This is a genomic window from Marinobacter orientalis, from assembly GCF_004792665.1.
GTDB classification, from domain to species: domain Bacteria; phylum Pseudomonadota; class Gammaproteobacteria; order Pseudomonadales; family Oleiphilaceae; genus Marinobacter; species Marinobacter orientalis.
The window spans coordinates 1,680,834-1,703,619 of record NZ_SRZX01000001.1 but is presented as its reverse complement, the minus strand read 5'-3'; the positions used below and the strand labels follow the sequence as shown (position 1 = coordinate 1,703,619).

The window sequence follows — 22,786 nt, the reverse complement described above, 5'->3', positions numbered from 1 at the left end:
GGCCACGGTTTTTCAGGCGGGGTTCTTTCAGCAAGCCGGTGGAATCCATACAATGACCGCCATAAGCCGGCACGGTGCCGGCTCCGGATTCAGCACAGGACAGCCTCATGAATGAACCGACCGGCAGCGCCGCCCACAAGGTGTACAACATCGCCCACTGGAGCGATGGCTATATCGATGTGAATGTCCGTGGCGAGGTGTTGATCCGGCCAGACAGAGGTGACAGCGGCGAGGACATCAACCTGCCGGACCTGACCCGGTCTCTGGTCAGCAGCGGGGTGCAGTTGCCGGTGCTGATCCGCTTTACCGATATTCTCCACGACCGGGTCAACAAACTCTGCGGGGCGTTTAACAAGGTTGCCCGGGAGCAGGGGTACCAGGGCGCCTACACGGCGGTCTACCCCATCAAGGTGAATCAGCAACGGCGAGTGGTTGAGGAACTTCTGTGCGCAGAACCGGCCGCCAGCGATAACCAGATCGGTCTGGAGGCGGGCAGCAAACCCGAGCTGATGGCCGTTCTGGCGCTGTCGCAACAACCAGGATCGGTAATTGTCTGCAACGGTTACAAGGACCGGGAATATATCCGGCTGGCACTCATCGGGCAGAAGCTCGGTCACCGGGTGTTTATTGTGGTAGAGAAACAGTCCGAGCTGCCGCTGATTCTGGAGCAGGCCCGTCGTCTCGGTGTCACGCCCCTGATCGGTGTGCGTGTCCGTCTCGCGACGATTGGCAAGGGGAACTGGCAGAATACCGGCGGTGAGAAGTCAAAATTCGGCCTCTCTGCCAGCCAGGTGCTGGATGTGGTCACGACCCTGCGCAACGCCGGCGCCCTGGAGTCCCTGCAGTTGCTGCATTTTCACCTGGGCTCGCAGATAGCCAATATTCGTGATATCCAGACCGGGCTGCGGGAATGTGCCCGCTTCTACAGTGAGTTGCGCCAGATGGGTGCACCGGTGGGCACGGTGGATATCGGTGGTGGCCTTGGTGTGGACTACGAGGGTACCCGTTCCCGCAGCAGTTGCTCCATGAACTACAGCGTGCACGAGTACGCTTACAACGTGGTGCACATACTGCAGTCGGAGTGTGAGCGGACAGGCATCCCCCACCCCAACCTGATCAGCGAATCCGGCCGGGCACTGACTGCCCACCATTCCGTCCTGGTGACCAATGTTATCGACCGTGAGGTGCCCGACAGGCGCCATCCCGAGCAGCCGGCCAGTGATTCTCCGGCGCCACTGCAGGATCTTTGGCGGGATCTGGAAAGCCTTCAGAGCGAACGCTCCCCCCGATCCCTGGCGGAGATATACCACGACGTGCTTCATGCCATGGCAGATGTACACACCCAGTTTGCCCATAGCCTGTTGTCACTGGCCGACCGCGCCCGGGCGGAAACGATCTATACCACCTGCTGCCGGGCGTTGCGGAAGCAGTTGAACTCAGACAACCGGGCGCACCGGGAGATTATTGACGAGCTCAACGAGAAGCTGGCAGAAAAGCTGTTTGTGAACTTCTCGCTGTTCCAGTCGCTGCCGGATGTCTGGGGCATCGACCAGATTTTCCCGATCATGCCGATCAACGGTCTGAATCGCCCCCTGAACCGGCGAGCGGTTATTCAGGACATTACCTGCGACTCCGATGGACGGATCGACCGCTATGTGGACGGCCAGGGCATCGAGACCACTTTTCCCCTGCCGGAAGATACTCCGGAGGAACCCATGTTGATGGGCTTTTTCATGACCGGTGCCTACCAGGAGATCCTGGGGGATATGCACAACCTGTTCGGCGACACCCACTCGGTGGACGTGCGGCGGAACGCCGGCGGAGGCCACACTGTAAGCGAGCCGATCCACGGCGATACCGTGGCCAGGGTGCTGCAGTATGTAAACTTTGAACCCGCTGCCCTGCTGCGGGCCTATCAGCAGAAGTTTGCCGCCAGCGGACTGCCGGACGGGGAACAGGCCAGCCTGCTCGAGGAGCTCGGCAACGGACTGGAGGGCTATACCTACCTGGAAGAATGAGCCGGCAGTTACGAAAAAATTCACAAATAACTCGCCCGCGCTGATCCGGCTGTCCGCCCGCCCCGTATTAACTGGCACTGACAAACCCGTGGCGAGTGCATAGAATGATGACCAGACCAATCTCGAATCATGCGACAGTCAAGGAGCGTCCGGTGACGACACTGGATCAGAAACCGGCACGGGGCGAGGGCCGTAAGGATCCCTGGAGCCAGTTGCTTTTAAAGGTGGGAAAGAACCAGGACCGCCAGGCCTACCATGCCCTGTTCGAGCATTTTGGCCCGCAGATAAAGTACTACGCCATGGCTAACGGGCTGGCGAGTCATGCCGAAGAGCTGGTACAGGAAGTGTTTGTGTCCATCTGGCGGCGCTCCTGCCTTTACGACTGGCGCAAGGCTGCGGCATCCACCTGGATTTTCACCATTGCCCGTAACCAGCGGATCGATATGCTCCGCAAGATGAAGCGTACCAGCGCAGAAATGCCGGTTGAGACTGAAGATCTGTGGCAGATCCCCGGAGAGAACGACGATGAGCCGGTCACATCGCTGCACAGGCTGATGTCGGAGCGGCGGGTGAGAGAATCGCTCAGCCAGCTCCCGGAAGAACAGATTACTGTTATTGCCAAAGTTTACATGGAAAGCAAGTCACACCAGATGGTGGCCGATGAGCTTAATATACCGTTGGGTACCGTCAAGAGCCGGGTTCGCCTGGCACTGAACAAACTGAAAGTGATTTTGCAGGACCAGAACGTATGACACGGCATCATCCAGACACGCTATCCCTGATGGACTATAGCGCGGGCAATCTAAGTGAGCCCCACGCTCTGTGTATTCGCCTTCATCTGGACCAGTGCCCGCACTGCCGCAGCCGCGTTGATACGCTGGACAGCCTGGGTGCGGTGATGATGGAAAACCAGCCGCAAGTAGGTGTTTCATCGGACATGTTTGACTCCATTCTGTCGCGCATCGACAGCGAGCCGGATATGACGGAGAAATACATCAGCAGCCGCACGAAGCGCGTGAGCCCGCTGCAGAAGCTGCTGGGCGAAGACCTCAACGCGCTGCCGTGGAAGCGTCAGCTGGGTGACGTCAGTGTACTGGATATCAGCGAGAAGTTCCCGGGCCAGAGGGAACAGGTTGTGCTGCAGAAGCTGGCAGCGGGCGGAAAAGCCCCTGCCCACACCCATCGCGGTGACGAAACCACCATTGTTCTTCAGGGCGCATTTGCGGATCACAAGGGCGTGTTCAACCAGTGGGATTTTGTTGTTCTCAACGAGGAAGATGATCACAAGCCTGTGGCGGTAGGTTGCGAAGACTGCATTACCCTGTCGGTGCTGAGCGCACCGGTAAAACTGACCGGCACCTTCACCCGCTTACTGAACCCCTTCATACGCTGAGACGGTTTACCGCCTCAGCGCTTTCCCTCACCATGGAATAGGGGAACCATCCCAGCTCAGGAAGGTTCCGTTGTCGTCTTCTGTAAGATCTTCCATTACATGCAGAATATTTTCTGCCGTTGCTGCGGGCTCATGGACCTGAAGTTGTGCCAGCGACCGGGTAAAAGGTTTGCTCAGTGGCGACAGGGTCGTCCCGGGATGTACGGCAACACAGGCCAGCGGGCGGTATTTCCTGGGCAACTCAATTGACAGGTTGCGCACCAGCATATTCAGCGCTGCCTTGGAGCTGCGATAGGCATACCAGCCCCCGAAGCCATTGTCGGTAATCGACCCGACCTTGGCAGATACTGCCACTATACGCTTGAAGCGCCGGTGACGAAGCCAGGGTGAGACCGCCTGAACCAGCATCGCAAAGCCGGTCGCGTTTACCGCAAACGCATGGGCAAATGCCCGGGCATCCAGGTCTTCCAGTCGCTTTTCAGGGCTCATGGCGGGGCCGTGCAGTATCCCCGCCGCGTAGATGAGCGTGTCCAGCCCCGATTCTGCCGGCAGCATTTCTTTCAGTTTTTCCGCCATGGCATCGGCGCCGCCAGTTCCGGCCGCGTCCCAGGGTACCAACGTAACCCGTTCCGCCTGCTTTTCACCGAAGCTGACAGCAGACGGGTCACGACAGAGCCCTACAATCGACAGTTCCGGATCCGTTGCCAGCAGCCGCTCTGCGATGGCATGGCCAATGGCGCCTGATACCCCGGCAATCAACACCTGTGTCATAGAAACTCCCGTATGACGGGGCTTGCCCGTCGATTAAATGAACCCACTAAAGTGATACGAACATATTCCCTGTCAGACCGGCTCGTTCGGTGAACCGGAGATTAAAACGAGCGTATGAATACAGGCGTTGACACAACTTGCTGCATTGAGGAGAGACTTTCATGCAATACCAGGCCCCCGCGAACGACCTTCGCTTTTTACTGTTTGATGTCCTTGGCGTGGACAGACTGCATGAACTGGAAAAATACGCAGACGCCACACCCGACCTGATTTCGGCAGTAATCGACGAAGCCGGCAAACTGGCGGCAGAAGTGATCCAGCCCACCAATCAGGTCGGCGACCGCCAGGGTTGTCAGTACGATCCTGAAACCCGTGAGGTGACGACGCCGGACGGATTCCGTGAGGCTTACACCAGGTTCGTCGAAGGCGGCTGGACAGCACTGGATGCACCTCTGCAGTATGGTGGCCAGGGGCTGCCCCATACCCTGAAATTCGTAGTGGATGAGATGGTGTGCTCGACCAACCTGTCCCTGGGCATGTACCCGGGGCTCACCCACGGCGCGATCACTGCCCTCTATGCCCATGGCTCCGAAGAGCTGAAAGATACCTACCTGGAAAAGCTGATTTCCGGCCAGTGGACGGGCACCATGTGCCTGACCGAACCCCAGTGTGGCACAGACCTGGGTCTGATCCGTACTCGCGCCACCCCCAACGACGATGGTTCCTATGCCATCGAAGGCACCAAGATCTGGATCACTGGCGGGGAGCACGACCTGGTCGACAACATTGTACACCTGGTACTGGCCAAGCTGCCCGGCGCACCGGACACAACCAAGGGCATCTCCCTGTTCGTGGTACCCAAGGTGCTTGCGGATTCCGGCGACCGCAATCCCGTTTTCTGCGGTGGCCTGGAACACAAGATGGGCATCAAGGGTTCGGCAACCTGCGTAATGAACTTTGAAGGCGCCAGAGGGTGGCTGGTGGGCGAGCCCAATGATGGCATGCGCGCCATGTTCACCATGATGAACGAGGCCCGCCTGATGGTGGGCATGCAGGGCCTGGGTCTGGCGGAGATGGCCTACCAGGAGAGCCTGGGCTTTGCCCGCGAGCGTCTGCAGAGCCGCTCACCGAGCGGCCCCAGGAATCCGGATGGCCCGGCAGACCCGATCATCGTGCACCCGGATGTTCGCCGCATGCTGATGCGCCAGAAGGTGCTCAATGAAGGTATGCGTGCGCTGGCGCTGTTCACCGGCCACAAGCTGGACCTGTCGGTGGCTCACGGTGATGGGTCCGTACGCGAATCTGCGGATGACCTGGTTCAGTTGCTCACGCCGGTGGTGAAATCCTTCCTTACCGACGAAGGGTTCAACAATGCCAATACCGGTCTGCAGGTGCTGGGCGGTTCCGGCTTTACAACGGACTGGCCACTGGAGCAACTTGTCCGGGATGGCCGCATAGCAAGGATTTATGAGGGCACCAACGGCATACAGGCAATGGATCTGGTGGGCCGCAAGCTCGGCCTCAAGGGCGGGCAACTGGTACGTACCCTGTTCACCGAAATGACCTCTTACCTGAAGGAGAACCCGCAAGCTCCACACCGGGAGGAACTCAAGGGCGCGATCAGGTCGCTGGAGTCGGCGACGGTGTGGATTGCCAGTAACGCTCCCGGCGATCCTGAACAGGCTGGCGCTGCGGCCAGCCCTTACCTTCGCCTGATGGCGCTGACCGTCATTGCCTATCTCTGGTCCCGCATGGCCGGCGTGGCGCAGGCACAACTGGAGGCCGGCGGAGGCAACAGGCCCCTGCTGGAGGGCAAACTGGTCTCGGCCCGTTTCTACTTCGAGAAACTGTTACCGGAAATCCAGTGGCTGCAGCAGGATATCGAAAGCGGAAAAGACTCGCTCATGGCTTTCGGGGACGACCACTGGTCCGCCTGAACCGCCTTTTCAGGCAATCGCTTACAGGCCGCGCTCTTGCGTGGCCTTTTTATGTCCGGCGATTAGAGACGGCCCGCCGGGCTGGGTTACAATCGGGGCTTTTGAGCGGAGATGCAGCATGACGGGTGACGATTTCCACTTCCGCTTCGGCGGTATCGAGCGACTGTATGGCCGCAGGGCCCTGGAGCGCTTCCGACAGGCCCACATCGCCATCGTCGGCCTCGGTGGTGTCGGCTCGTGGGCTGCCGAGGCCCTGGCCCGCTCCGGCATTGGTACCTTGACGCTGATCGATATGGACGATATCTGCGTGTCCAACACCAACCGCCAGCTTCACGCGCTGGCAGGCCAGTACGGTCGTACCAAAACCGATGCCATGGCGGAGCGCCTGAGGGGCATCAATCCGGAAGCCGATATCCGTGTCCATTTCGGGTTCCTCAACACCAGAAACGTCAGCGAACTGATTACCCCGGAGATGTCAGGGGTGGTTGACGCTATTGATAGCGTCAAGGCCAAGGCGGCACTGATCGCACATTGCCAGCGGCGAAAAGTACCGCTGGTGTGTGCCGGCGGCGCCGGTGGCCAGATGGACCCGACCCAGATCCGCGTCAGCGACCTCAGCAAAACCACTCAGGATCCTCTGCTGGCCAAGGTCCGGAACCTGTTGAGGCGGGAATATGGATTCTCTCGCAACCCCAAGCGCCGTTTCGGCATTGAAGCCGTGTACTCCCTGGAACAGCTCACGTATCCTGCAGGAGACGGTGAGGTCTGCCTCCAGAAGCCGGCCACAGACGGCCCTGTCCGCCTGGATTGCGCGTCCGGATTCGGCGCCGCCAGCCCGGTTACCGCCAGCTTTGGTTTTTTTGCGGCAGCCAGGCTATTGGCCAGGCTCGCACGCAAAGCAGAGTCAGACACCGCCGCAACCCCTCCGGCCAGACAGCAGAACTAACCCCCACGACGCAACGGAACTGACCCCATTATGACCGTCAGCACTGTCTTTCTACTTGCCTCCATTGGTGTGCTTTCCCTGTTCTGCCAGTGGCTCGCCTGGCGCGTTCGCATGCCGGCCATCCTGTTCCTGCTGGCCGGCGGTATTGCGGCCGGTCCATTGCTGGGCTTTCTGAATCCGGAACAAGTCTTTGGGGACCTGCTGTTTCCGGTCATTTCCCTGGCGGTGGCCATCATCCTGTTCGAGGGTAGCCTGACTCTGCGCTATGAAGAAATCCGCGGCCACGGCAAGATGGTCCGTAACCTGATTCCCGTCGGCTCCATCGTCACCTGCTTTATCGGCACCCTTGCCGCACGCTGGATTCTGGATGTGTCCTGGGAGGTCGCGCTGCTGTTCGGTGCCATCTCCATCGTCACCGGCCCAACGGTTATCGCCCCCCTGCTGCGATCCGTCAGGCCCGATGCCAAACTCGCCAACATCCTGCGCTGGGAAGGCATTATCATTGACCCGGTAGGAGCCCTGCTGGCGGTTCTGGTTTTTGAGGGCATCGTATCCTGGGGCCAGGGCAATGTGTTCGGCCATTCCATGTACATCTTCGGAAAAACCCTGGCGGTGGGCTTTATCCTTGGTGCGGTCGCGGGTTGGCTCAATGGCATCGCCCTGCGCAAACACCTGTTACCCCAGTACCTGCACAACGCCGGCACGCTGACATTCATGCTCGGCGTCTACGCGCTGTCGAACGAGATGGCCCATGAGTCCGGACTGCTGACAGTGACCGTGATGGGCATCTGGATGGCCAACATGAAACAGGTACCCATCGACAGCATTCTGGAATTCAAGGAATCCCTGAGCGTACTGCTGATATCCGCTCTGTTCATTATCCTTGCCGCGCGGGTCGAATTTGCGGCCATTGCCGAGCTGGGCTGGGGCCTGGTGTTGGTGCTGGCGCTATTGATGCTCGTAGCACGCCCGGCAAGCATCTTCCTGTCTGCCATCGGCACCAGCCTCAACTGGCGGGACAAGCTGTTTCTGAGCTGGATTGCCCCGAGGGGCATCGTGGCTGCCGCTGTATCGGCGTTGTTCGCTTTCCAGCTGCAGAAACTGGGCTACGAGAGCGCCGGCGCCCTGGTGCCGCTGGTGTTCATGTTGATTATTGCCACCGTTACCCTGCAGAGCCTTACAGCAAGACCTCTGGCCAAACTGCTGAAAGTGGCCGAACCAGGGGAGTACGGCTTCCTCATCCTGGGGGCCAACCCGGTAGCACGGAAAATCGGTCTGGCTCTGAAAAAACTGGAGGTACCCGTCGTTCTCGCGGATACCAACTGGGAAAACGTCAAACAGGCGCGCATGGAAGATCTGCAGGTGTATTTCGGCAACCCGGTGTCAGAGCATGCGTCCACCCACCTGGATCTGACCGGCATTGGTAACCTGCTGGTGATATCCCCTTACAAGCACATGAACTCGCTGGCGACATACCACTTTCTGGACTGGTTCGGTAACGACTCGGTGCTGACACTGGCCGAAGGAGACCAGGACCAGAAAGCCCGGCATCAGACCGCCGAGAAAATCCAGATGACCCGGGGCCTGTTCGGAGGAGTGAGCTATGCCAAACTTGCCAGTCTGGTAGCCCAGGGTTATTCAGTGAAAACCACCCAGCTCAGTGACGAGTTTACGTTCGACGACTTTCTGAAAAAATACGATCGGCAGGCGCTCGTGCTGTTCGTGCTGGACAACCGCGAGCACATCACGCCCGTCAAGAGCATCAGTGACATCAAGCCTGAGAAAGACTGGACCCTCGTCAGCCTGGTACCGCCCCAGCCCAGAAAGGAACGCAGGGAGCGGCACATCGGCGAGAGCCAGGAACCTGCTCCTGCCTGAGAGGGGCCACTATCGGTTACGGCAGTCGAGCACCAGTTTGCCCCTGACGTGCCCCCCCTCCAGCATACGGTGCGCATCGGCCGCCTGATCCAACGGGAAGGTGTGGTCGATGTGAACCCGCACATCGCCGTCCTCGATCAGTTCGGCGATTTCATCAAGATGAAAGACATCGGGGCGTACCGTCATGCCATGGGCCCGTAGCCCCAGTCCTTCTGCCGCCGTGATGATCTCGTCTGCCGTTACCGTGGGAATGGTCACCAATACGCCACGCTCGCTGAGGGTATGCAGGGAGCGCTTACCGGTTTCGCCACCCACCAGGTCCAGCACTACATCCAGGCCATAGCATTCGTCGACGACATCCGTGGTGTGGTAGTCAATTACTTCATGGACACCGAAAGCGGCCAGGAAATCGCGGTTGCTGGCGGAAGCGGTGGCGATAACATGCGCTCCCCGCTCCAGGGCGAACTGCACCGCAAAATGGCCGACTCCGCCGGCACCGGCATGAATCAGTACTTTCTGGCCCGCTTCCAGTTCCGCCACTTCAAACAGTGCCTGCCACGCAGTCAGTGCTGCCAGAGGCAAGGCGCCTGCGGTTACCAGGTCCAGCTCTTCCGGCACGATGGCCAGCTCATCGGCGCGGGCAACAGCATACTCGGAATAACCCCCGCCGTTGACAGGAAAACCAATCATCCCCATCACCCGGTCGCCGGGCACCAGGGTGGTTACGCCACTGCCGACGGCGATCACTTCACCGGCAGCATCAAAGCCGGGAGTCCAGGGCAGATGGTCTTCAATCTGCCGGGCAACGAAGCCCAGCCCCTTGCGGGTTTTCCAGTCAATGGGATTAAGCCCGGCACCGGCAACCCTGAACAGTACTTCCTCGGCACCCGGCTCCGGGATTGGGGAGGTCTCGATCCGGAGTACCCCGGCATCGCCAAACCGGTCATAGACTACTTGGCGCATGGCGTTGCCAGCATTCGCGTCAACGGTGTTCTCCATGATGTTCTCCAGACAGCTTCAGGGACAGGACAGAATCTTCTGTTCAGACTAGCAGAAACTTCACGGTGTGGGATCAAAGGTGACATCACTCATCATTGTCTTCTCCCAGACCCGGAATGGCGGACAACGCCAGCCGGCCAATACGGTCATTGTGAAGTGAACCAAAGTAGAGCACGCCCTGGTGGGGGTTGGCCGAAGTGATCTCCTGCAGATGGGTGCCGCTGGTATCGTGAAGGCTGGTAATTACTCCGCCCTTGTCGTCCATTGCCACAACAAGCCCGTACTCCTGGGGCTCCGGCAGAAAATAGTCCGGCAGTTTGGCCAGTAGGTCCTTGAGCCAGGGATGCCGGTGCAGGGCATCGACCTGAGGATTTCTCAGGGTGGGAAAGGCCACCCAGTAGCGGCCCTCATTATCGACAGCAAGGTTGTCGGGAAATCCCGGCAGGTTTTCTGCAAACACCTCGGCCTGGCCCGGATTGCGGCCGCCTATCCAGTACTTGAGGATACGGTACTTCCAGGTTTCGTTGACCAGCACGTATTCACCGTCCGGTGACACCGCCACGCCATTGGCAAAATGCAGGTTACTCAGCAATACCTCGGTTCTTCGTGTGCGCGGATCATAGCGCAGAAGACGCCCGTGAGGGCGCATTTCCAGAAGATCCAGCAGGTAGTCCGGCTGATGAAAACGCGAACTGGCGTCGGTGAAATAGATTCTGCCATCGGGGGCAATATCGACATCGTCCGTAAAACGAAACGGCAGCCCTTCCGCCTCCCGCGTCAGCAGGGTAACGGACCTGTCCGGGGCGATGGACAGCAGGCCCTTCCAGGCATCTGCCACAATAAGATTGCCCTGATGGTCAAACACCATACCCAGAGGCCTGCCACCCGTTTCCAGCCACTTTTCAACGCGGCCGTCAGGCCAGACCCGGACAATCCATCCGTCCTGAGTGCCGGTATAGAGCACGCCGTTATCATCCGCTGCGGTGTCTTCCGGGCCGTAGACCTCGCCCCTGGCCAAAAGGTCTGCCAGTCTCAGACGTTCGTTCGGGGCCAGCTCACCGGTCAGTGGCTGTGGCGAGGGGGCATCCCAGGACTGGCTGTTGATGGGGGATGGCGACAGTAAAAAACTGCCCAATACCAGAAACCCGATCAGCAAAGCTCCCAGAAACCACTTCATAGATGACGCCCGTTGCTGTCAGATACCATGGTGTCACCTTATCAGACACCCGCTGGTCGCTAAACTGGAAACCATACTGGCATCATCCACCGGGCGGAGCCTCAGCCCCCTAATCGCTGAGAAAACGCCGGCACAGGGCAGCAAAGCTGTCAGGTTTCTCGGCGTGCAACCAGTGCCCCGTTCCATTGATAATGCGCAGATCGGCATTGGGGAAAAGCCGGCGAATTTCGTCGCGATGCTTCTCCTGGATGTAGGCGGAGTCGGCACCCTTGACAAACAGCACCGGCCCCTCAAATGGGCCATCACCATCCGGCGCCTGGGCAAGCCGGGAGTAACACTGCTCAATCACCGGCAGGTTCAGCCGCCAGCGATAAGTGCCGGGGTAATCGTTACGCTCATTGTCCGCTACCCGCACCAGATTTTTCAGCAGGAACTGCCTGACACCGGGCTCTTCAACGTAGTCGGCCAGCACCTCGTCGGCATCCTGCCGCGAACGGATTGTAGCCAGGTCAATGGAAGTCAGACCCTCAAGGACAGCATCATGGCGAGGACGATAGGTCACCGGCGCGATATCGGCCACGATGATGCGATCAACACGCTCCGGTGCCTGGAGCGCCACCTGCATTGAGGTCTTGCCACCCATCGAGTGGCCAAGAAGGGCAACCTTGTCCAGTTCCCGGGCATCCATGTAGGCGAGGACGTCGTCCGCCATTGACGGGTAGTCCATGATGTCCGTATGGGGAGAACTGCCGTGATTGCGCTGATCCAGCGCATGGATCTGCCACTGATCCTGCAGCCGGCGGCTGATACCACCCAGGTTATCGAGCGAGCCGAACAGTCCGTGCAGCAGGATCAGCGGCTGGCCATCGCCAGTAATACGGTAGTTGAGCTCAACACTCATGAACAAAGCCTCTTGAAAAACCGGACATGTTTCGAACGAACTGCGCTTCCATCAGCCGACTACATTACCACCGGTGGACACAGGCACAAGAGGGGGCAGACTCATGGGGACGTGCTACAGGTCCTGAAGGCGAAAAAAAGCCGGGATCTCACCCGGCTCAGGTCATAAACGCTGGAGTCTTTCCAACATACAGACTACCGGCGATCAGCAGTAATACATACCGTTCAGGTATTCCGCCAGCGCGGCAATGTTGGAACGCTCAAGTTCGTTGCGGGGTACAAAAATTTCCAGATCCATGAAAACACCTCCTGTCTGATTATGGCCAGATGAGAATACTTAATGACTTGATACTATCGTTGTTAGCGTGATAAACCATTGACAGGCTGTCCCACAGGCTTGACATTTTGTGCCAGCATTAATGAATTCCTGTTAACCATTTAACAAAGGTGACCGTGAACGCTCCCCAGGCAGAAGCCACCACATCCCCCCTGGTTGCCGCTTCAAGCACCCTGGCGCTGATTCACTATCTGGACCGGCAAGGGGTACTGGACCTTCCCGCCGTGGAGAAGATTACCGGATTCCGTCGCACTGAACTGACCGACCCTGATCTTCGCATTCCCGCTGAAAACCACTACCGCCTGTGGGAATACGCTGAGCGGGTTACCGGAGACCCCGCTATCGGCCTTCATGCCGGCCAGGTGATCGATCCGGACCGCATGGGACTGGTCGGCCACGTATTTTTCAATTGCGATACTCTCGGCGAGGCTGTTACCCAATATGTCCGCCTGCACCGACTGATCAACGAGTCGGTCACACTGAGCTTTGAACAGGCCGGCGACGTGGCCATTCTGACCTGGCAGGCGGATTCACCCGGACATTATTGCCGCCAGGATATGGACCGGACGCTTGCAGCTGCCCTGTGCCGGACACGGCATTTTATCCATTCCTCCATTGTTGCCGAGTGGGCCGAGATTGCCCATCCCGAACCGTCCTACGGGAAGAAGTACCAGGACCTGCTGGGTGGCCGCGTCTATTTCGGGTCCGGCATCACCCGCCTTGCCTTCAACAGCCGGCACCTGAGCCATCCGATTCCTCATCGCAATCCCTACGTGTACTCGGCCGTACTCAAACAGGTCAACTCACTGCTGGCCCGTCTTCAAGGCCGGCGTACCTTTGGCCGCAAGATCCGGCGGCTGATATCCCGTCAGATGGCTACCGAACGTATCGATGCCGATACCCTTGCGAAGCAATGCCATATGAGCCGCCAGACCCTGTATCGACGTCTGAAGAAAGAAGGGCTGGGGTTTGGCGAACTGGTGGAAGAAGTCCGCCAGGACAAGGCTCTGCGCTACGTCGCATCAGACCACTACGCGCTTGGTGAAATCGCTTTCCTGCTGGGCTTTTCCGAGCTCAGCGCCTTCAGCCGGGCGTTCAAACGCTGGACCGGCATGGCACCGGCCCAGTACCGGGCCCGCCACCAATCCCGCGATCCCGGGGAAACATCAGAATGACCCTGCCCGATATCTCGTGGCTGGCTGCTGTCATCGGCCTGATTTACCTGACAGCGGCAGCCTGCATCTACCGGATACTGATGACCTACCGCACCGCCCAGGGTGCACTTGCCTGGGTTCTGGCGCTGATCGGCGTGCCCTACATCGCCGTTCCAATGTTCCTGCTGTTCGGGCGCAACCGGTTCGGAGGCTATCTGAATGTGCGCCGAAGCGGCGATGCCGCAATGGCCGAACTGCTTAACCGCTTCGAGCAGCAGTCCGCATCCATCAGCCAGCGGGATCAAGAGCATTTCCATGACGAACTTCAGGTTCTCTGCAAGCTGGGCCGGCAACCCTTTACCAGAGGCAACCAGTGCGACCTGCTCAAAGACGGGGAAGCCACCTTCGACGCTCTGTTCAATGCCATTGAAAATGCCCGACGTTACATCCTCCTCGAGTTCTATATCGTCCGCTCCGACAAAATCGGCCAGCGAATCAAATCGATACTGAAACGCAAACTCGCCGAGGGCGTGGAAGTCTGGTTTCTTTACGACGACATTGGCAGTGTCTGGCTCCCCCGGAAATACCTCAAGGAACTGGCCGCCGCCGGCGCAAAAGTTGCTTCTTTCGGGGATGGCAACCTCCGCCGCATGCGATTGCAGGTGAACTTCCGCAATCACCGCAAACTGCTGGTCTGCGATGGAGAGGTAGGCTTTGTCGGAGGCATCAACCTGGGTGACGAGTATCTGGGCACCGCCATGGATGAAGAACCCTGGCGCGACAGCCACTGCCGCATCACCGGGCCGGCGGTAACCGGACTGCAACTGGCCTGGCTGGAAGACTGGGACTGGGCCAGCGAAGAAATTCCCGATCTCAACTGGACACCTTCGATGCCGGAACGTGGCCATCAGGAAGTGCTCATCCTGCCAACCGGACCCGCCGACACCTACGAAACCTGCACCCTGTTTTTCCTGAACTGCATCAATAACGCTCGTGACCGGCTCTGGATTGCCTCGCCCTATTTTGTGCCCGACTTCCAGATCATGAACGCCCTGCAACTGGCGGCGCTGCGGGGGGTGGACGTGCGCATTATCATTCCGGAAAAACCCGACAGCTGGCTGATCGGGCTGGCAGCCTACTCGTACCTGGTCCAGGCTAGCCGGGCCGGCATTGGCATCTACCGGTATCAACCCGGCTTCATGCACCAGAAGATGGTGCTGGTGGATCATCGTTACGCGGCCGTGGGCACGGCCAATCTGGATAACCGGTCCATGCGCCTGAACTTCGAGATTACCGCCATCAGCACGGCGGGCGACTTTGTCGAGGGTGTGAAACACATGCTGGAGGAAGACCTTGCCAGCTGTCGTCTGATGACAGAGCGCGATTACCGGGACCGTTCGATCCCTTTCCGCCTCACCTGCAGAACGATCCGCTTGGCAGCCCCCCTGCTCTGAAAATGCGATGGCCAGGCAAATGGACGTCAGCCAGAACAGGATACCGCCTGAATATTATTGATTGTCTGTGCGGTCTTCGTCTGCCAGCGACAGGTGGGAGACGTCGGGTACAACCGGTGGCGGGATATCCCGCTTGACACCAAGTTCGGTACCGGGCGGTGCCAGTGTCCAGTCTTCCAGATGCTGGAACATCGGGGCTCGGGCTTCCCTGTGTTCCTCAAGGGTGACGCCGACCGGATCGAGACTCAACCCGGACCCGGACAGAATCGTGTCAACCTTCTCACCTGCCACCGGCAAGCGATCACCAGGCTCAACGGCAACAGACGTGGCCGGCTTGCCGGCAGCAGAAGCCCGCTCCGGTTCGGCCTGTTGCGGTGGGGCTGGCGGGGAAGGCTGAGACTTTGCCCGGGGCTCGCCGGCTGCCGCCGGGCGGGAAGGCTGCGTTGCAGCGTCCATTGGCCGCACGTAGGCCACCATGCCATGTTTCTTCAACACCATACGGTATTTCTCCGCCTGCTCCTCTTCCAGTTTGTTACGGATAACCACTGGCTGGCCGCTGAACATCCGGTCAACCTGTTCTACCGTGGCTTTGAAGAGGGTTTTTGCATTATTTCGGGCTGTCGCCGGGTCTGTCCCCGGCGTACATTCACCTTTGAAAACGAGCTGGAACATGATCCTGCCTCTGGCTGCATCGGTTTTTAATCATGATAGTTGATCCTGGCGGGCTCCGGAAACCGGCTGTCGTATGCCGGTTTTACTGCCAACTGCAAACAATTGAAAAATGTCTGTATGAATCACGCAAAACAGAGAATACTCTGCGATAATGATCAGTAACCAAACGTTACATATGTTTACGAACCTTTGCAGATTCGCATCACAGGAGTGGTTCCATGACCATCAGAAGCATCACCGGCACTTTTATCCTGCTGCTGGCAATGGCTTCCCAGCCTGTGACAGCCGGCAACCTGGACCTGCTGCTAAGCGGTATCTTCCCCGACCAGCAAGCCACCTACATCGGCTATGAAAGCGTTGAACGGGAAGATATACCCACTACCTCCCATATTGAGCGCAAGTACCTGGTAGTAGATTTCCGCTTCAGATCCGACTCTGCCGGGGACCAGTTACAGGCCAGTGTCCACAAGGTCTGCATGGCGCTGCTGAAAGACAGGGAACTGATCCAGTCCCTGTCCGATTCCGGTTATGACATGGTCTCCGTCGCCTTTGACCGTCAGTCCCAGTACGACTGCCTCTGAGGCTGACCTACTGATCCCTGCCCAGTAAGCGTGGAAACGCATCCAGAGCACTGTTGACGGCGTCCAGATTGAAAGCTTCGACATCCGCCAGCAGTTTCTCGCCATAGCGGGTAACCGAGGGCGAACGGAAGCGTTTGCCCCACTCCAGCAAGCGCATCGCAAAATCCTTCATCTGTTCCGGGTCGCCGCTTTCCCGCACGGTTTCCCATTCGTTTCCGAAGTCCCTGGCAAGTTGCTGACGCAGCCAGCCACGCTCCTGCATGCTCAGAGTCTGGGCCAGCAGCCGTTCTGACTCTTCGGGAGGTCCCTCTTCCTCCGCCTGTTCTGCGGTCACCTCCACCCGCGGCAGGCTGACCGTAAAGGTAGACCCGGAGCCGGGTTCACTCTCAAGGGTCAGTTCGCCCCCCATCATTCGTACCAGCTTGCGGCTGATGGCAAGACCCAGGCCGGTGCCCCCGTAACGGCGGCTATTCTGCCTTTCCTGTTGTTCAAACGCCTCGAAAATCTGCTCCTGTTGGTCCGGGGGTATACCAATACCGGTGTCCGCAACCGTCACCACCAGCCGGTACCACCTGCGCCTTCCGGTATCGCCATCGACAGCGGGCTCTCCAGCCGTGGGTTTGTGGGGTGTGGCTGTGGCACGGACCGTCACACCACCTTCGTGGGTAAACTTGATGGCATTGCCGACAAGATTGAACAGCACCTGGCGCAACCGGGTTTCGTCCAGCATCATCGCCGCCGGCATTTTGGAATCAACGCTGACCTCAAGTGAAATACCCTGCTCCGTCGCCCGCAGATCAAATATATGCCGTACATCACTCAGCAGACGGCGCACAGAAACCGCCGAATAATCCAGCCGCATCTTGCCAGCCTCAATACGGGAAAGGTCAAGAATATCATTGATCAGCATCAACAGACTGCGACTGCCGGCACGGATAGCATCCAGATAATTCCGTTGCTGCGGATCCCTGACGGTGTTGCTGAGCAGGTCACTGTAACCAATCACCGCATTCATCGGGGTGCGGATTTCATGGGACATATTGGCCAGGAACTCGCTTTTGGTCAGGCTGGCCGCTTCCGCTTCACGGGCCAGGCGTTCCGCCTCCAGTTTTGCCGCCCGCAGTTCGTCTTCACTTCTGCGCAATGCATTTTCCGACCGTATTCTCTCGTCCACCTCCCGCGACAGCTTGCGGTTCCAATACAGGAAGATCAGCACCACCACAACAGCAATGAGCACAATGCGACGCACGACGGTGTAGTCTGTCTCCTGTTCAATATCCAGGTGAATCCAGCGGTTATAGATCGACTCGGTTTCGGAGGCCTCCAGGCTGCTCAGGGCCTTGTTGAGTATGCGCTGGAGTTCCGGCCTATCGGTGCTGACGGCGAACCTCAGGTCGTACTGATAGGGAGTAATGCTGGTGATTCTGAGGTTGGACAGCCCCAGACGGGCCACGGTATAGCTAACCGCTGGAATGTGGGTCACCATCACATCAAGATCTCCATTGGATAATGCCAGCAGCCCCTCTTCAATGGACGTCACCGGATAGAGATCAAGATCAGGATGATTGATCAGCAGATAATCGTGTCCGGCCTGACGGTTCACCACACCCACCCGCTCGTCTCTCAGTTCGCGCAATTCACCAATAAAGCGGCCGTCGTCGCGAATGGCCAGCGCGATGGGCACCGTCAGGTAAGCGCGGCTGAAAAGAAACTCGTCCTGCACCTGTGGCGTGCGGGAAAGTGCAGGCAGGATATCTACCTCACCGGAACGCAGTGCCGTCTCGGCATCGGCACTGTCAGACAGAATCTCACGATCGAAGCGGATATTGAGCTGTTCTTCCAGGCGGCTGACCAGATCCGGAACCAGTCCGGTAGGCTGGCCGTCCTGGATGAACTCGAATGGCGGCCAGTCGGGTCGGAAAGCCATCTTCAGCCCCGAATTACGCCTGAGAAATTCGCTTTCGCTGGCAGAGAGGGAAATGGCCGACGGGTCCTGCTCCGGCAGCTCAGTTTGCAACCATGACTGGCGAATGGCCCGGTGCTCATTATGGTCAATCGCCAGAACGGCCTGATTGAGGACCCGGTAAACCCGGTCTTCACCCGCCGTGACTTCAAGCACCACGTCCACCGATTGATGGTTCAGCAGCGTTGCCATCCCCACGCCGTTCACCATGGCAGACTGCAGATAATCGGAAACCACCGGAACCGGCCCCAGGAAAGCATCAGCCTGGCCAGACAGAAGCATACTGACCGCTTCACTGATAGTGGCTACCGGCACCGGCGAGAGATTGTCCACCGGATCCAGCAGTGCAAACTGATTGGGATCGTCTGTAATCAGGGCTATCCGCGCACCCTCGAGATCCGATAGCCTGCGAATGCCGGCGTTCCCGGAACTGACAAAAATGCCGTAGGTGAGACTCATAAGTGGCGACGATACCGCCACATCCGATGGAACTGGCCGACGGGCCAGGCGAGTGGTCAGTCTGGCATCGAGCCTGCCCTCGCTCAGCCATTCATCCAACTGCTCCTCGTCGCCGGCAACCGGTTCAACCGGCACATCCAGTTTGTCCGATATCCGGTCGAGATAATCGATATAAATACCTGCCAGCTCTCCCTCTCCGGTATCGAATGCCAGGGGAACCTGACCGGCACGGACACCGATGCGGAAGGCGTCACGATCCTCCAGCCATTGCAGGTCCTCGTTACCCAGAACCGGCGCAGGCGATGGCTGCGGAGGCTCTGCGCCGGACACACCGGAGACCAGAAGGCAGGTGACCACCAACAGAAAATAAAAGGCGACCCTCACTGGATATCCTCACCGGTTTGGCTACAGTTCAAGGAACCATACCTGTAAATTCTTCTGATTGCATTCAGCGGGTTACCCGTTTTACCGTAACCGGATAAACATTCAACGACGAACCCGGGAGAACCAGTACGATGGATACCAGCAAGCATACGTTCAGCGCCCTGTTTGAACAGTTGGGTCTGCCTTCTGACACGCAGAGCATCGAGGATTTCATTGCGAAACACTCACCCCTTCCTTCGGAAATTGCTCTGCAGGATGCGCCCTTCTGGTCTGAAAGCCAGTCCCGTTTCCTGGAGGAAGGCCTGGAAGAGGACTCGGACTGGGCGGAAATCATTGACGAACTGGACGCACTGATGCGGCACTGATTCAGCCCCCGGCGGGCTCAGGCCCGCTGACTATCACCCGGTCACGCCCCGAATCCTTGGCCAGGTACAGTGCCTTGTCTGCGCGGTCGAAAACCGCATCGTCATCATCACCGTCCACAAACTGCGCAAGCCCGGCGGAAAAAGTTACAGACACCGGGTCCCCCCGGAAATGGAACGGCAATGAGGCAACGTGCTTGCGCATGTTATCAAGGACCGGCTTTGCGATGTCCGGTGCTGTCTCGGGCAGCAGAATGACAAACTCCTCGCCACCAAAACGGGCAATAAAATCCGTTGTCCTCAGGCGTTCGGCCAGCGCCTTCGCCACCAGTTGCAGGACACGGTCTCCCGCCTTGTGACCGTAGGAGTCGTTTACGCGCTTGAAATAATCAATATCGAGTACGCCGATTGTCAACGGATGACGGTACCGTCGCCAGCGTTGGTATTCGAACGCAAGGCGCTCCTGCCAGGCTTCCCGATTAGGCAACTGGGTAAGAACATCCCTGAGGGCTCTTTGGCGTTCTTCAGCGAGCTCGTCGCGGACCTGTTCCGCATGCGCTTCCATCGTCGCCAGTTTTTCGTGCATCAACTCAAGCTGTTGCGACAGGTTCTTCTCACGCTCTGACTCCTGGCTACGGAAGCGCTCCACTGCACCACCGATCGACTGCAGGTGCCGCCCCACAGACATCTTCAACTGGCCGAAATCCGCGCTGGACTCAACCTGCGCGCCCAATGTCTGCAACTCGTTGCGGATCTCACGATCCAGCGCCTCAGACGCATTCAGGCGACCTGCCTGGGCCGCGGTCTGATCGGAAAAACACTGGCGTAATGACTCCAGCCGCTCATCCAGGCGGCGCAGAAACTCTTCGAACTCCCGCTGGCTTCGGGTAACTGCGGCTATCACAAGCTCCGCAACACCATTCAGCCCTTCCCGCAGTTCATCCCAGTTATCGCTGTTCAGGAGTAACTCCTGCAGCCGCCTGGCTCTGGCCTCGGAGGCAGGCTCCAGAGCTACCTGACCCAGCATGTGTCCGAGCAGGTCGCCAACCCGCCGGGCAATTCTCAGGCGCTGGCTGGCATCTTCGGTCTCGCCCTGGTCCAGTTCCGTGCTGTCCCGGGCCGGCGGCACAGACTCACCGCTGGCGGCAACCACCGGCGCAGCGGGCGGGGGCTCCCTGGAGCCAAACAGCCTGCCAAATACACCGGGCCGGCCCCCCTGATCCCCGCTTTGGGCAAGCCCGCTTTCCAGAATTCCCGCGAAGTCAGACAGCCAGCCGGTAAAAGACAACTGCAGCGTTTCTGGCTTACGGAGTCGCTTTTCCAGGCCCCGAAGCCGATCCTTATCGCCGGCAAACAGGGAATGTGAGGAAAGCGCGGTCAACAGATGTTCAAGGGTCGCCCTGATCCGGCGGGCAGTTTCGGCTTTCTGTTCATCGAGGGCCGACACCTGGCGATCAATCCGGTCCTGCAGTTTTTGCCAGCTCCCGGAATCCGGAGAACCTTTACGCAGTTCGCCGCGCAGCTGGGCAAGTAAACCGTCCAGTTGCGGATCCTGTCCTTCTGCAGCCAGACTTGTCCGAACCAGCATGCGCTCGAGCTGATTCCTCTCGCGGTCCCACCGGGACTCGAACTCCTCTGACGATTCAAGCGCCTTCAGGTACTTGTCCTTCCAGGCTGACTCCGATGACATTTAGTTTTCTCTGCCTTTCTTGTAGCCACGGCGGGCGCGGGGATGGCTCTGGTCGTATACCTTTGCCAGATGCTGGAAATCAAGATGGGTATAGATCTGTGTCGTCGCTATGTCCGCGTGACCCAGCAGTTCCTGCACCGCCCGCAAGTCGCCGCTGGATTCCAGCATATGACTGGCAAAGGAGTGCCGCAAAAGATGAGGGTGCAACCGCTGGTCAGCCCCTTTGGCCAGGCCCCAGCGACTGAGCCGTGACTGGATGCTGCGGGTGCTGAGCCGGTCTCCACGTCGGCTCACATACAGGGCGCTTTCCGACTCCGCAGCCATTGTTTGTCGAACCTCAAGCCAGCAGGCGAGCGCCTCAAGCGCCTTGCGACCCACCGGAAGAATTCGTTCCTTGCTACCCTTGCCAAGCACCCGGACTTCACCGCCACGCTGGTCCACCGCGTGCAGATTCAGGCCGGCAAGTTCCGACAATCGCAGCCCCGAGGAATACATCAGTTCAAACATACTGAGGTCGCGGATTTCCAGCGGATCCTCAGGGGAGGCATCAAGCAGGTGGTTGAGCTGGTCCACGTCCGCTACTTTGGGCAGCCGCCTTCCGGACTTCGGGGCGCGGATATCAAGGGCGGGATTGTCAGTGGCCAGATGTTCCCGCAAGAGGTATTCATAAAAACGACGTATCGCGGACAGATGGCGGGCAATACTGCGCCCGCCAAGCCCTTCGCGGCTAAGCTGGGCTACATAACGCCGCAGGTCGTGGCTGGTAACAGCGCGCCAATCGGGAGCCGGGAGCTGCTCAACCCAGGCAAGGAAACGCCTGAGGTCGTCGCGATAATTACGGCAAGTACGCGGGGAGTGGCGCTTTTCCGATGCCAGATAACCCAGAAATCCATCCAGCGATTCTGAGAACGCGGCAAGCATGCCTGTTTCAGAAGCGGTCTCGGCCATGCTCAGCGAGACTCCGCCACCGCGTTGGTTACCGGCACCGCAGCAGTATGCCGTTGCAGGATGGGGGGCAACAGCCGGCTGAGGGTATCGCTGATATAGGTCAGGAACAGAGAGCCCATGCTCTGGTCGAAATACCCGGTTTGACAGCTGCCAACCGCAAACACACCAACCAGCTCATCGTGTCGCAATGGCACCAGGGCCACCGATGCAATAGGCTCTTCCCGATCAGGAAACAGGAAGCTGCGCTCGCTTTCCCGGAACTGGCCGCAGACGGCGCGATCGCCTTCCAGCAAACCTCCGAGCCGCGCTTTTGCCACTTCCGGTGCGACCACGTGCAGGGCTCCCTGCGCCGCCGTTGGTAACTCGGAATCGGTGAACAGAATGACAGATGCCGCATCCAGGCCGAAGTCGCCACGGATACTGTCATCAATGGCGGCCGCCATGTCATTCAGGTTGCGGGCTTCGATCACCTGCATCAGCAGCCGTTTGCTTTTCTCGAACAGACGGTCGTTGTGACGGGCAATGGAGACCAGCTCAACCAGCTCGCGACGCAGGGTATCGCGTTGTTCACGAAACAGGTGTACCTGACGTTCCACCAGCGATATCGCGCGGCCGCTGTCGTGGGGCAGCGTCAGGCTGCGCAGAAGTTCATCCTGTTCAACGAAGAAGTCGGGGTTGTCACGCAGATAGTCTGCGACGGCTTCCGCGGTGAACTCTCCGGCCTTCTTGTGGGCCGTTTCGTCTGTCATGCTGCTCTCCTGAT

The 22,786-nt window shown here is 58.8% G+C and carries 19 protein-coding genes; 10 read left to right on the top strand and 9 right to left on the bottom strand.

The features are described from left to right. Positions 1-107: 107 nt before the first annotated feature. From speA to DIT72_RS07870, 3 genes are all read left to right on the top strand, one after another. Positions 108-2,018: a biosynthetic arginine decarboxylase gene (speA, locus tag DIT72_RS07880; RefSeq protein ID WP_135954602.1), complete on the top strand. Its 1,911-nt coding sequence runs from the start codon at positions 108-110 to the stop codon at positions 2,016-2,018. 152 nt (positions 2,019-2,170) lie between these two features. Further along, a complete protein-coding gene (locus tag DIT72_RS07875) occupies positions 2,171-2,770 on the top strand; it encodes a sigma-70 family RNA polymerase sigma factor (protein WP_135954601.1) in 600 nt (199 codons plus the stop codon). After that, a complete protein-coding gene (locus DIT72_RS07870) occupies positions 2,767-3,411 on the top strand; it encodes a ChrR family anti-sigma-E factor (protein ID WP_135954600.1) in 645 nt (214 codons plus the stop codon). Before DIT72_RS07875 ends, DIT72_RS07870 begins: the two co-directional genes overlap by 4 nt. A gap of 27 nt (positions 3,412-3,438) precedes the next feature. Here the strand turns inward: DIT72_RS07870 and DIT72_RS07865 are convergent, their stop codons facing one another. After that, on the bottom strand, positions 3,439-4,182 hold the full coding sequence (locus DIT72_RS07865) for an SDR family oxidoreductase (RefSeq protein ID WP_135954599.1): 744 nt from the start codon (positions 4,180-4,182) through the stop codon (positions 3,439-3,441). 161 nt (positions 4,183-4,343) lie between these two features. Here DIT72_RS07865 and DIT72_RS07860 point away from each other — a divergent pair, with 161 nt between their 5' ends. From DIT72_RS07860 to DIT72_RS07850, 3 genes are all read left to right on the top strand, one after another. Further along, positions 4,344-6,119, top strand: a complete 1,776-nt coding sequence (locus DIT72_RS07860) for an acyl-CoA dehydrogenase C-terminal domain-containing protein (RefSeq protein WP_135954598.1) — start codon at positions 4,344-4,346, stop codon at positions 6,117-6,119. 118 nt (positions 6,120-6,237) lie between these two features. Further along, entirely contained in the window at positions 6,238-7,065 is an 828-nt protein-coding gene (gene tcdA, locus DIT72_RS07855; RefSeq protein WP_135954597.1) for a tRNA cyclic N6-threonylcarbamoyladenosine(37) synthase TcdA, read from the top strand. Positions 7,066-7,095: 30 nt separating this feature from the next. Further along, positions 7,096-8,943 (top strand): cation:proton antiporter, encoded by a 1,848-nt coding sequence (locus DIT72_RS07850; protein WP_135954596.1) that lies wholly within the window; start codon positions 7,096-7,098, stop codon positions 8,941-8,943. 9 nt (positions 8,944-8,952) lie between these two features. Here the strand turns inward: DIT72_RS07850 and DIT72_RS07845 are convergent, their stop codons facing one another. The 3 genes from DIT72_RS07845 to DIT72_RS07835 form a co-directional block, all read right to left on the bottom strand. Continuing rightward, positions 8,953-9,942 carry an NADP-dependent oxidoreductase gene (locus DIT72_RS07845; RefSeq protein WP_135954595.1) on the bottom strand — a complete coding sequence of 330 codons (990 nt, stop codon included), beginning with the start codon at positions 9,940-9,942 and terminating at the stop codon, positions 8,953-8,955. A gap of 85 nt (positions 9,943-10,027) precedes the next feature. Further along, on the bottom strand, positions 10,028-11,119 hold the full coding sequence (locus tag DIT72_RS07840; RefSeq protein ID WP_135954594.1) for an SMP-30/gluconolactonase/LRE family protein: 1,092 nt from the start codon (positions 11,117-11,119) through the stop codon (positions 10,028-10,030). A 109-nt stretch (positions 11,120-11,228) separates the two neighbouring features. Beyond that, positions 11,229-12,020: an alpha/beta fold hydrolase gene (locus DIT72_RS07835; RefSeq protein WP_135954593.1), complete on the bottom strand. Its 792-nt coding sequence runs from the start codon at positions 12,018-12,020 to the stop codon at positions 11,229-11,231. A 446-nt stretch (positions 12,021-12,466) separates the two neighbouring features. On the opposite strand from DIT72_RS07835, the gene DIT72_RS07830 reads away from it, so the two are divergent. Both DIT72_RS07830 and cls read left to right on the top strand, forming a co-directional pair. Further along, positions 12,467-13,531: an AraC family transcriptional regulator gene (locus tag DIT72_RS07830; RefSeq protein WP_407657959.1), complete on the top strand. Its 1,065-nt coding sequence runs from the start codon at positions 12,467-12,469 to the stop codon at positions 13,529-13,531. Beyond that, positions 13,528-14,964, top strand: coding sequence for a cardiolipin synthase (gene cls / locus DIT72_RS07825; RefSeq protein ID WP_407657958.1), 1,437 nt, complete (start codon positions 13,528-13,530; stop codon positions 14,962-14,964). Before DIT72_RS07830 ends, cls begins: the two co-directional genes overlap by 4 nt. Before the next feature lie 54 nt (positions 14,965-15,018). Here the strand turns inward: cls and DIT72_RS07820 are convergent, their stop codons facing one another. Next, positions 15,019-15,636: a hypothetical protein gene (locus DIT72_RS07820; protein WP_135954591.1), complete on the bottom strand. Its 618-nt coding sequence runs from the start codon at positions 15,634-15,636 to the stop codon at positions 15,019-15,021. Positions 15,637-15,854: 218 nt separating this feature from the next. Here DIT72_RS07820 and DIT72_RS07815 point away from each other — a divergent pair, with 218 nt between their 5' ends. Further along, positions 15,855-16,217, top strand: coding sequence for a hypothetical protein (locus tag DIT72_RS07815; RefSeq protein ID WP_135954590.1), 363 nt, complete (start codon positions 15,855-15,857; stop codon positions 16,215-16,217). Positions 16,218-16,224: 7 nt separating this feature from the next. On the opposite strand, the gene DIT72_RS07810 is transcribed toward DIT72_RS07815, so the two are convergent. Further along, positions 16,225-19,023, bottom strand: a complete 2,799-nt coding sequence (locus DIT72_RS07810; RefSeq protein ID WP_407657957.1) for a transporter substrate-binding domain-containing protein — start codon at positions 19,021-19,023, stop codon at positions 16,225-16,227. 131 nt (positions 19,024-19,154) lie between these two features. Between DIT72_RS07810 and DIT72_RS07805 the strand changes: the two genes are divergently transcribed. Further along, on the top strand, positions 19,155-19,388 hold the full coding sequence (locus DIT72_RS07805; protein ID WP_135954589.1) for a DUF2789 domain-containing protein: 234 nt from the start codon (positions 19,155-19,157) through the stop codon (positions 19,386-19,388). A gap of 1 nt (position 19,389) precedes the next feature. On the opposite strand, the gene DIT72_RS07800 is transcribed toward DIT72_RS07805, so the two are convergent. The 3 genes from DIT72_RS07800 to DIT72_RS07790 are packed head-to-tail and all read right to left on the bottom strand — an operon-like array spanning position 19,390 to position 22,772. Continuing rightward, on the bottom strand, positions 19,390-21,075 hold the full coding sequence (locus DIT72_RS07800; RefSeq protein WP_135954588.1) for a GGDEF domain-containing protein: 1,686 nt from the start codon (positions 21,073-21,075) through the stop codon (positions 19,390-19,392). Next, on the bottom strand, positions 21,076-22,023 hold the full coding sequence (gene xerC, locus DIT72_RS07795; protein WP_135954587.1) for a tyrosine recombinase XerC: 948 nt from the start codon (positions 22,021-22,023) through the stop codon (positions 21,076-21,078). A gap of 2 nt (positions 22,024-22,025) precedes the next feature. Then, on the bottom strand, positions 22,026-22,772 hold the full coding sequence (locus DIT72_RS07790) for a DUF484 family protein (protein ID WP_135954586.1): 747 nt from the start codon (positions 22,770-22,772) through the stop codon (positions 22,026-22,028). Between the last annotated feature and the right edge of the window lie 14 nt (positions 22,773-22,786).

What these genes read in the sequence shown, in the direction of transcription:
- speA (WP_135954602.1), top strand. Translation starts at nt 108, where the DNA reads ATGAATGAACCGACCGGCAGCGCCGCCCACAAGGTGTACAACATCGCC.
- DIT72_RS07870 (WP_135954600.1), top strand. Translation starts at nt 2,767, where the DNA reads ATGACACGGCATCATCCAGACACGCTATCCCTGATGGACTATAGCGCG.
- DIT72_RS07865 (WP_135954599.1), bottom strand. Translation starts at nt 4,182, where the DNA reads ATGACACAGGTGTTGATTGCCGGGGTATCAGGCGCCATTGGCCATGCC.
- DIT72_RS07860 (WP_135954598.1), top strand. Translation starts at nt 4,344, where the DNA reads ATGCAATACCAGGCCCCCGCGAACGACCTTCGCTTTTTACTGTTTGAT.
- tcdA (WP_135954597.1), top strand. Translation starts at nt 6,238, where the DNA reads ATGACGGGTGACGATTTCCACTTCCGCTTCGGCGGTATCGAGCGACTG.
- DIT72_RS07850 (WP_135954596.1), top strand. Translation starts at nt 7,096, where the DNA reads ATGACCGTCAGCACTGTCTTTCTACTTGCCTCCATTGGTGTGCTTTCC.
- DIT72_RS07845 (WP_135954595.1), bottom strand. Translation starts at nt 9,942, where the DNA reads ATGGAGAACACCGTTGACGCGAATGCTGGCAACGCCATGCGCCAAGTA.
- DIT72_RS07840 (WP_135954594.1), bottom strand. Translation starts at nt 11,119, where the DNA reads ATGAAGTGGTTTCTGGGAGCTTTGCTGATCGGGTTTCTGGTATTGGGC.
- DIT72_RS07835 (WP_135954593.1), bottom strand. Translation starts at nt 12,020, where the DNA reads ATGAGTGTTGAGCTCAACTACCGTATTACTGGCGATGGCCAGCCGCTG.
- cls (WP_407657958.1), top strand. Translation starts at nt 13,528, where the DNA reads ATGACCCTGCCCGATATCTCGTGGCTGGCTGCTGTCATCGGCCTGATT.
- DIT72_RS07820 (WP_135954591.1), bottom strand. Translation starts at nt 15,636, where the DNA reads ATGTTCCAGCTCGTTTTCAAAGGTGAATGTACGCCGGGGACAGACCCG.
- DIT72_RS07815 (WP_135954590.1), top strand. Translation starts at nt 15,855, where the DNA reads ATGACCATCAGAAGCATCACCGGCACTTTTATCCTGCTGCTGGCAATG.
- DIT72_RS07805 (WP_135954589.1), top strand. Translation starts at nt 19,155, where the DNA reads ATGGATACCAGCAAGCATACGTTCAGCGCCCTGTTTGAACAGTTGGGT.
- DIT72_RS07800 (WP_135954588.1), bottom strand. Translation starts at nt 21,075, where the DNA reads ATGTCATCGGAGTCAGCCTGGAAGGACAAGTACCTGAAGGCGCTTGAA.
- xerC (WP_135954587.1), bottom strand. Translation starts at nt 22,023, where the DNA reads ATGGCCGAGACCGCTTCTGAAACAGGCATGCTTGCCGCGTTCTCAGAA.
- DIT72_RS07790 (WP_135954586.1), bottom strand. Translation starts at nt 22,772, where the DNA reads ATGACAGACGAAACGGCCCACAAGAAGGCCGGAGAGTTCACCGCGGAA.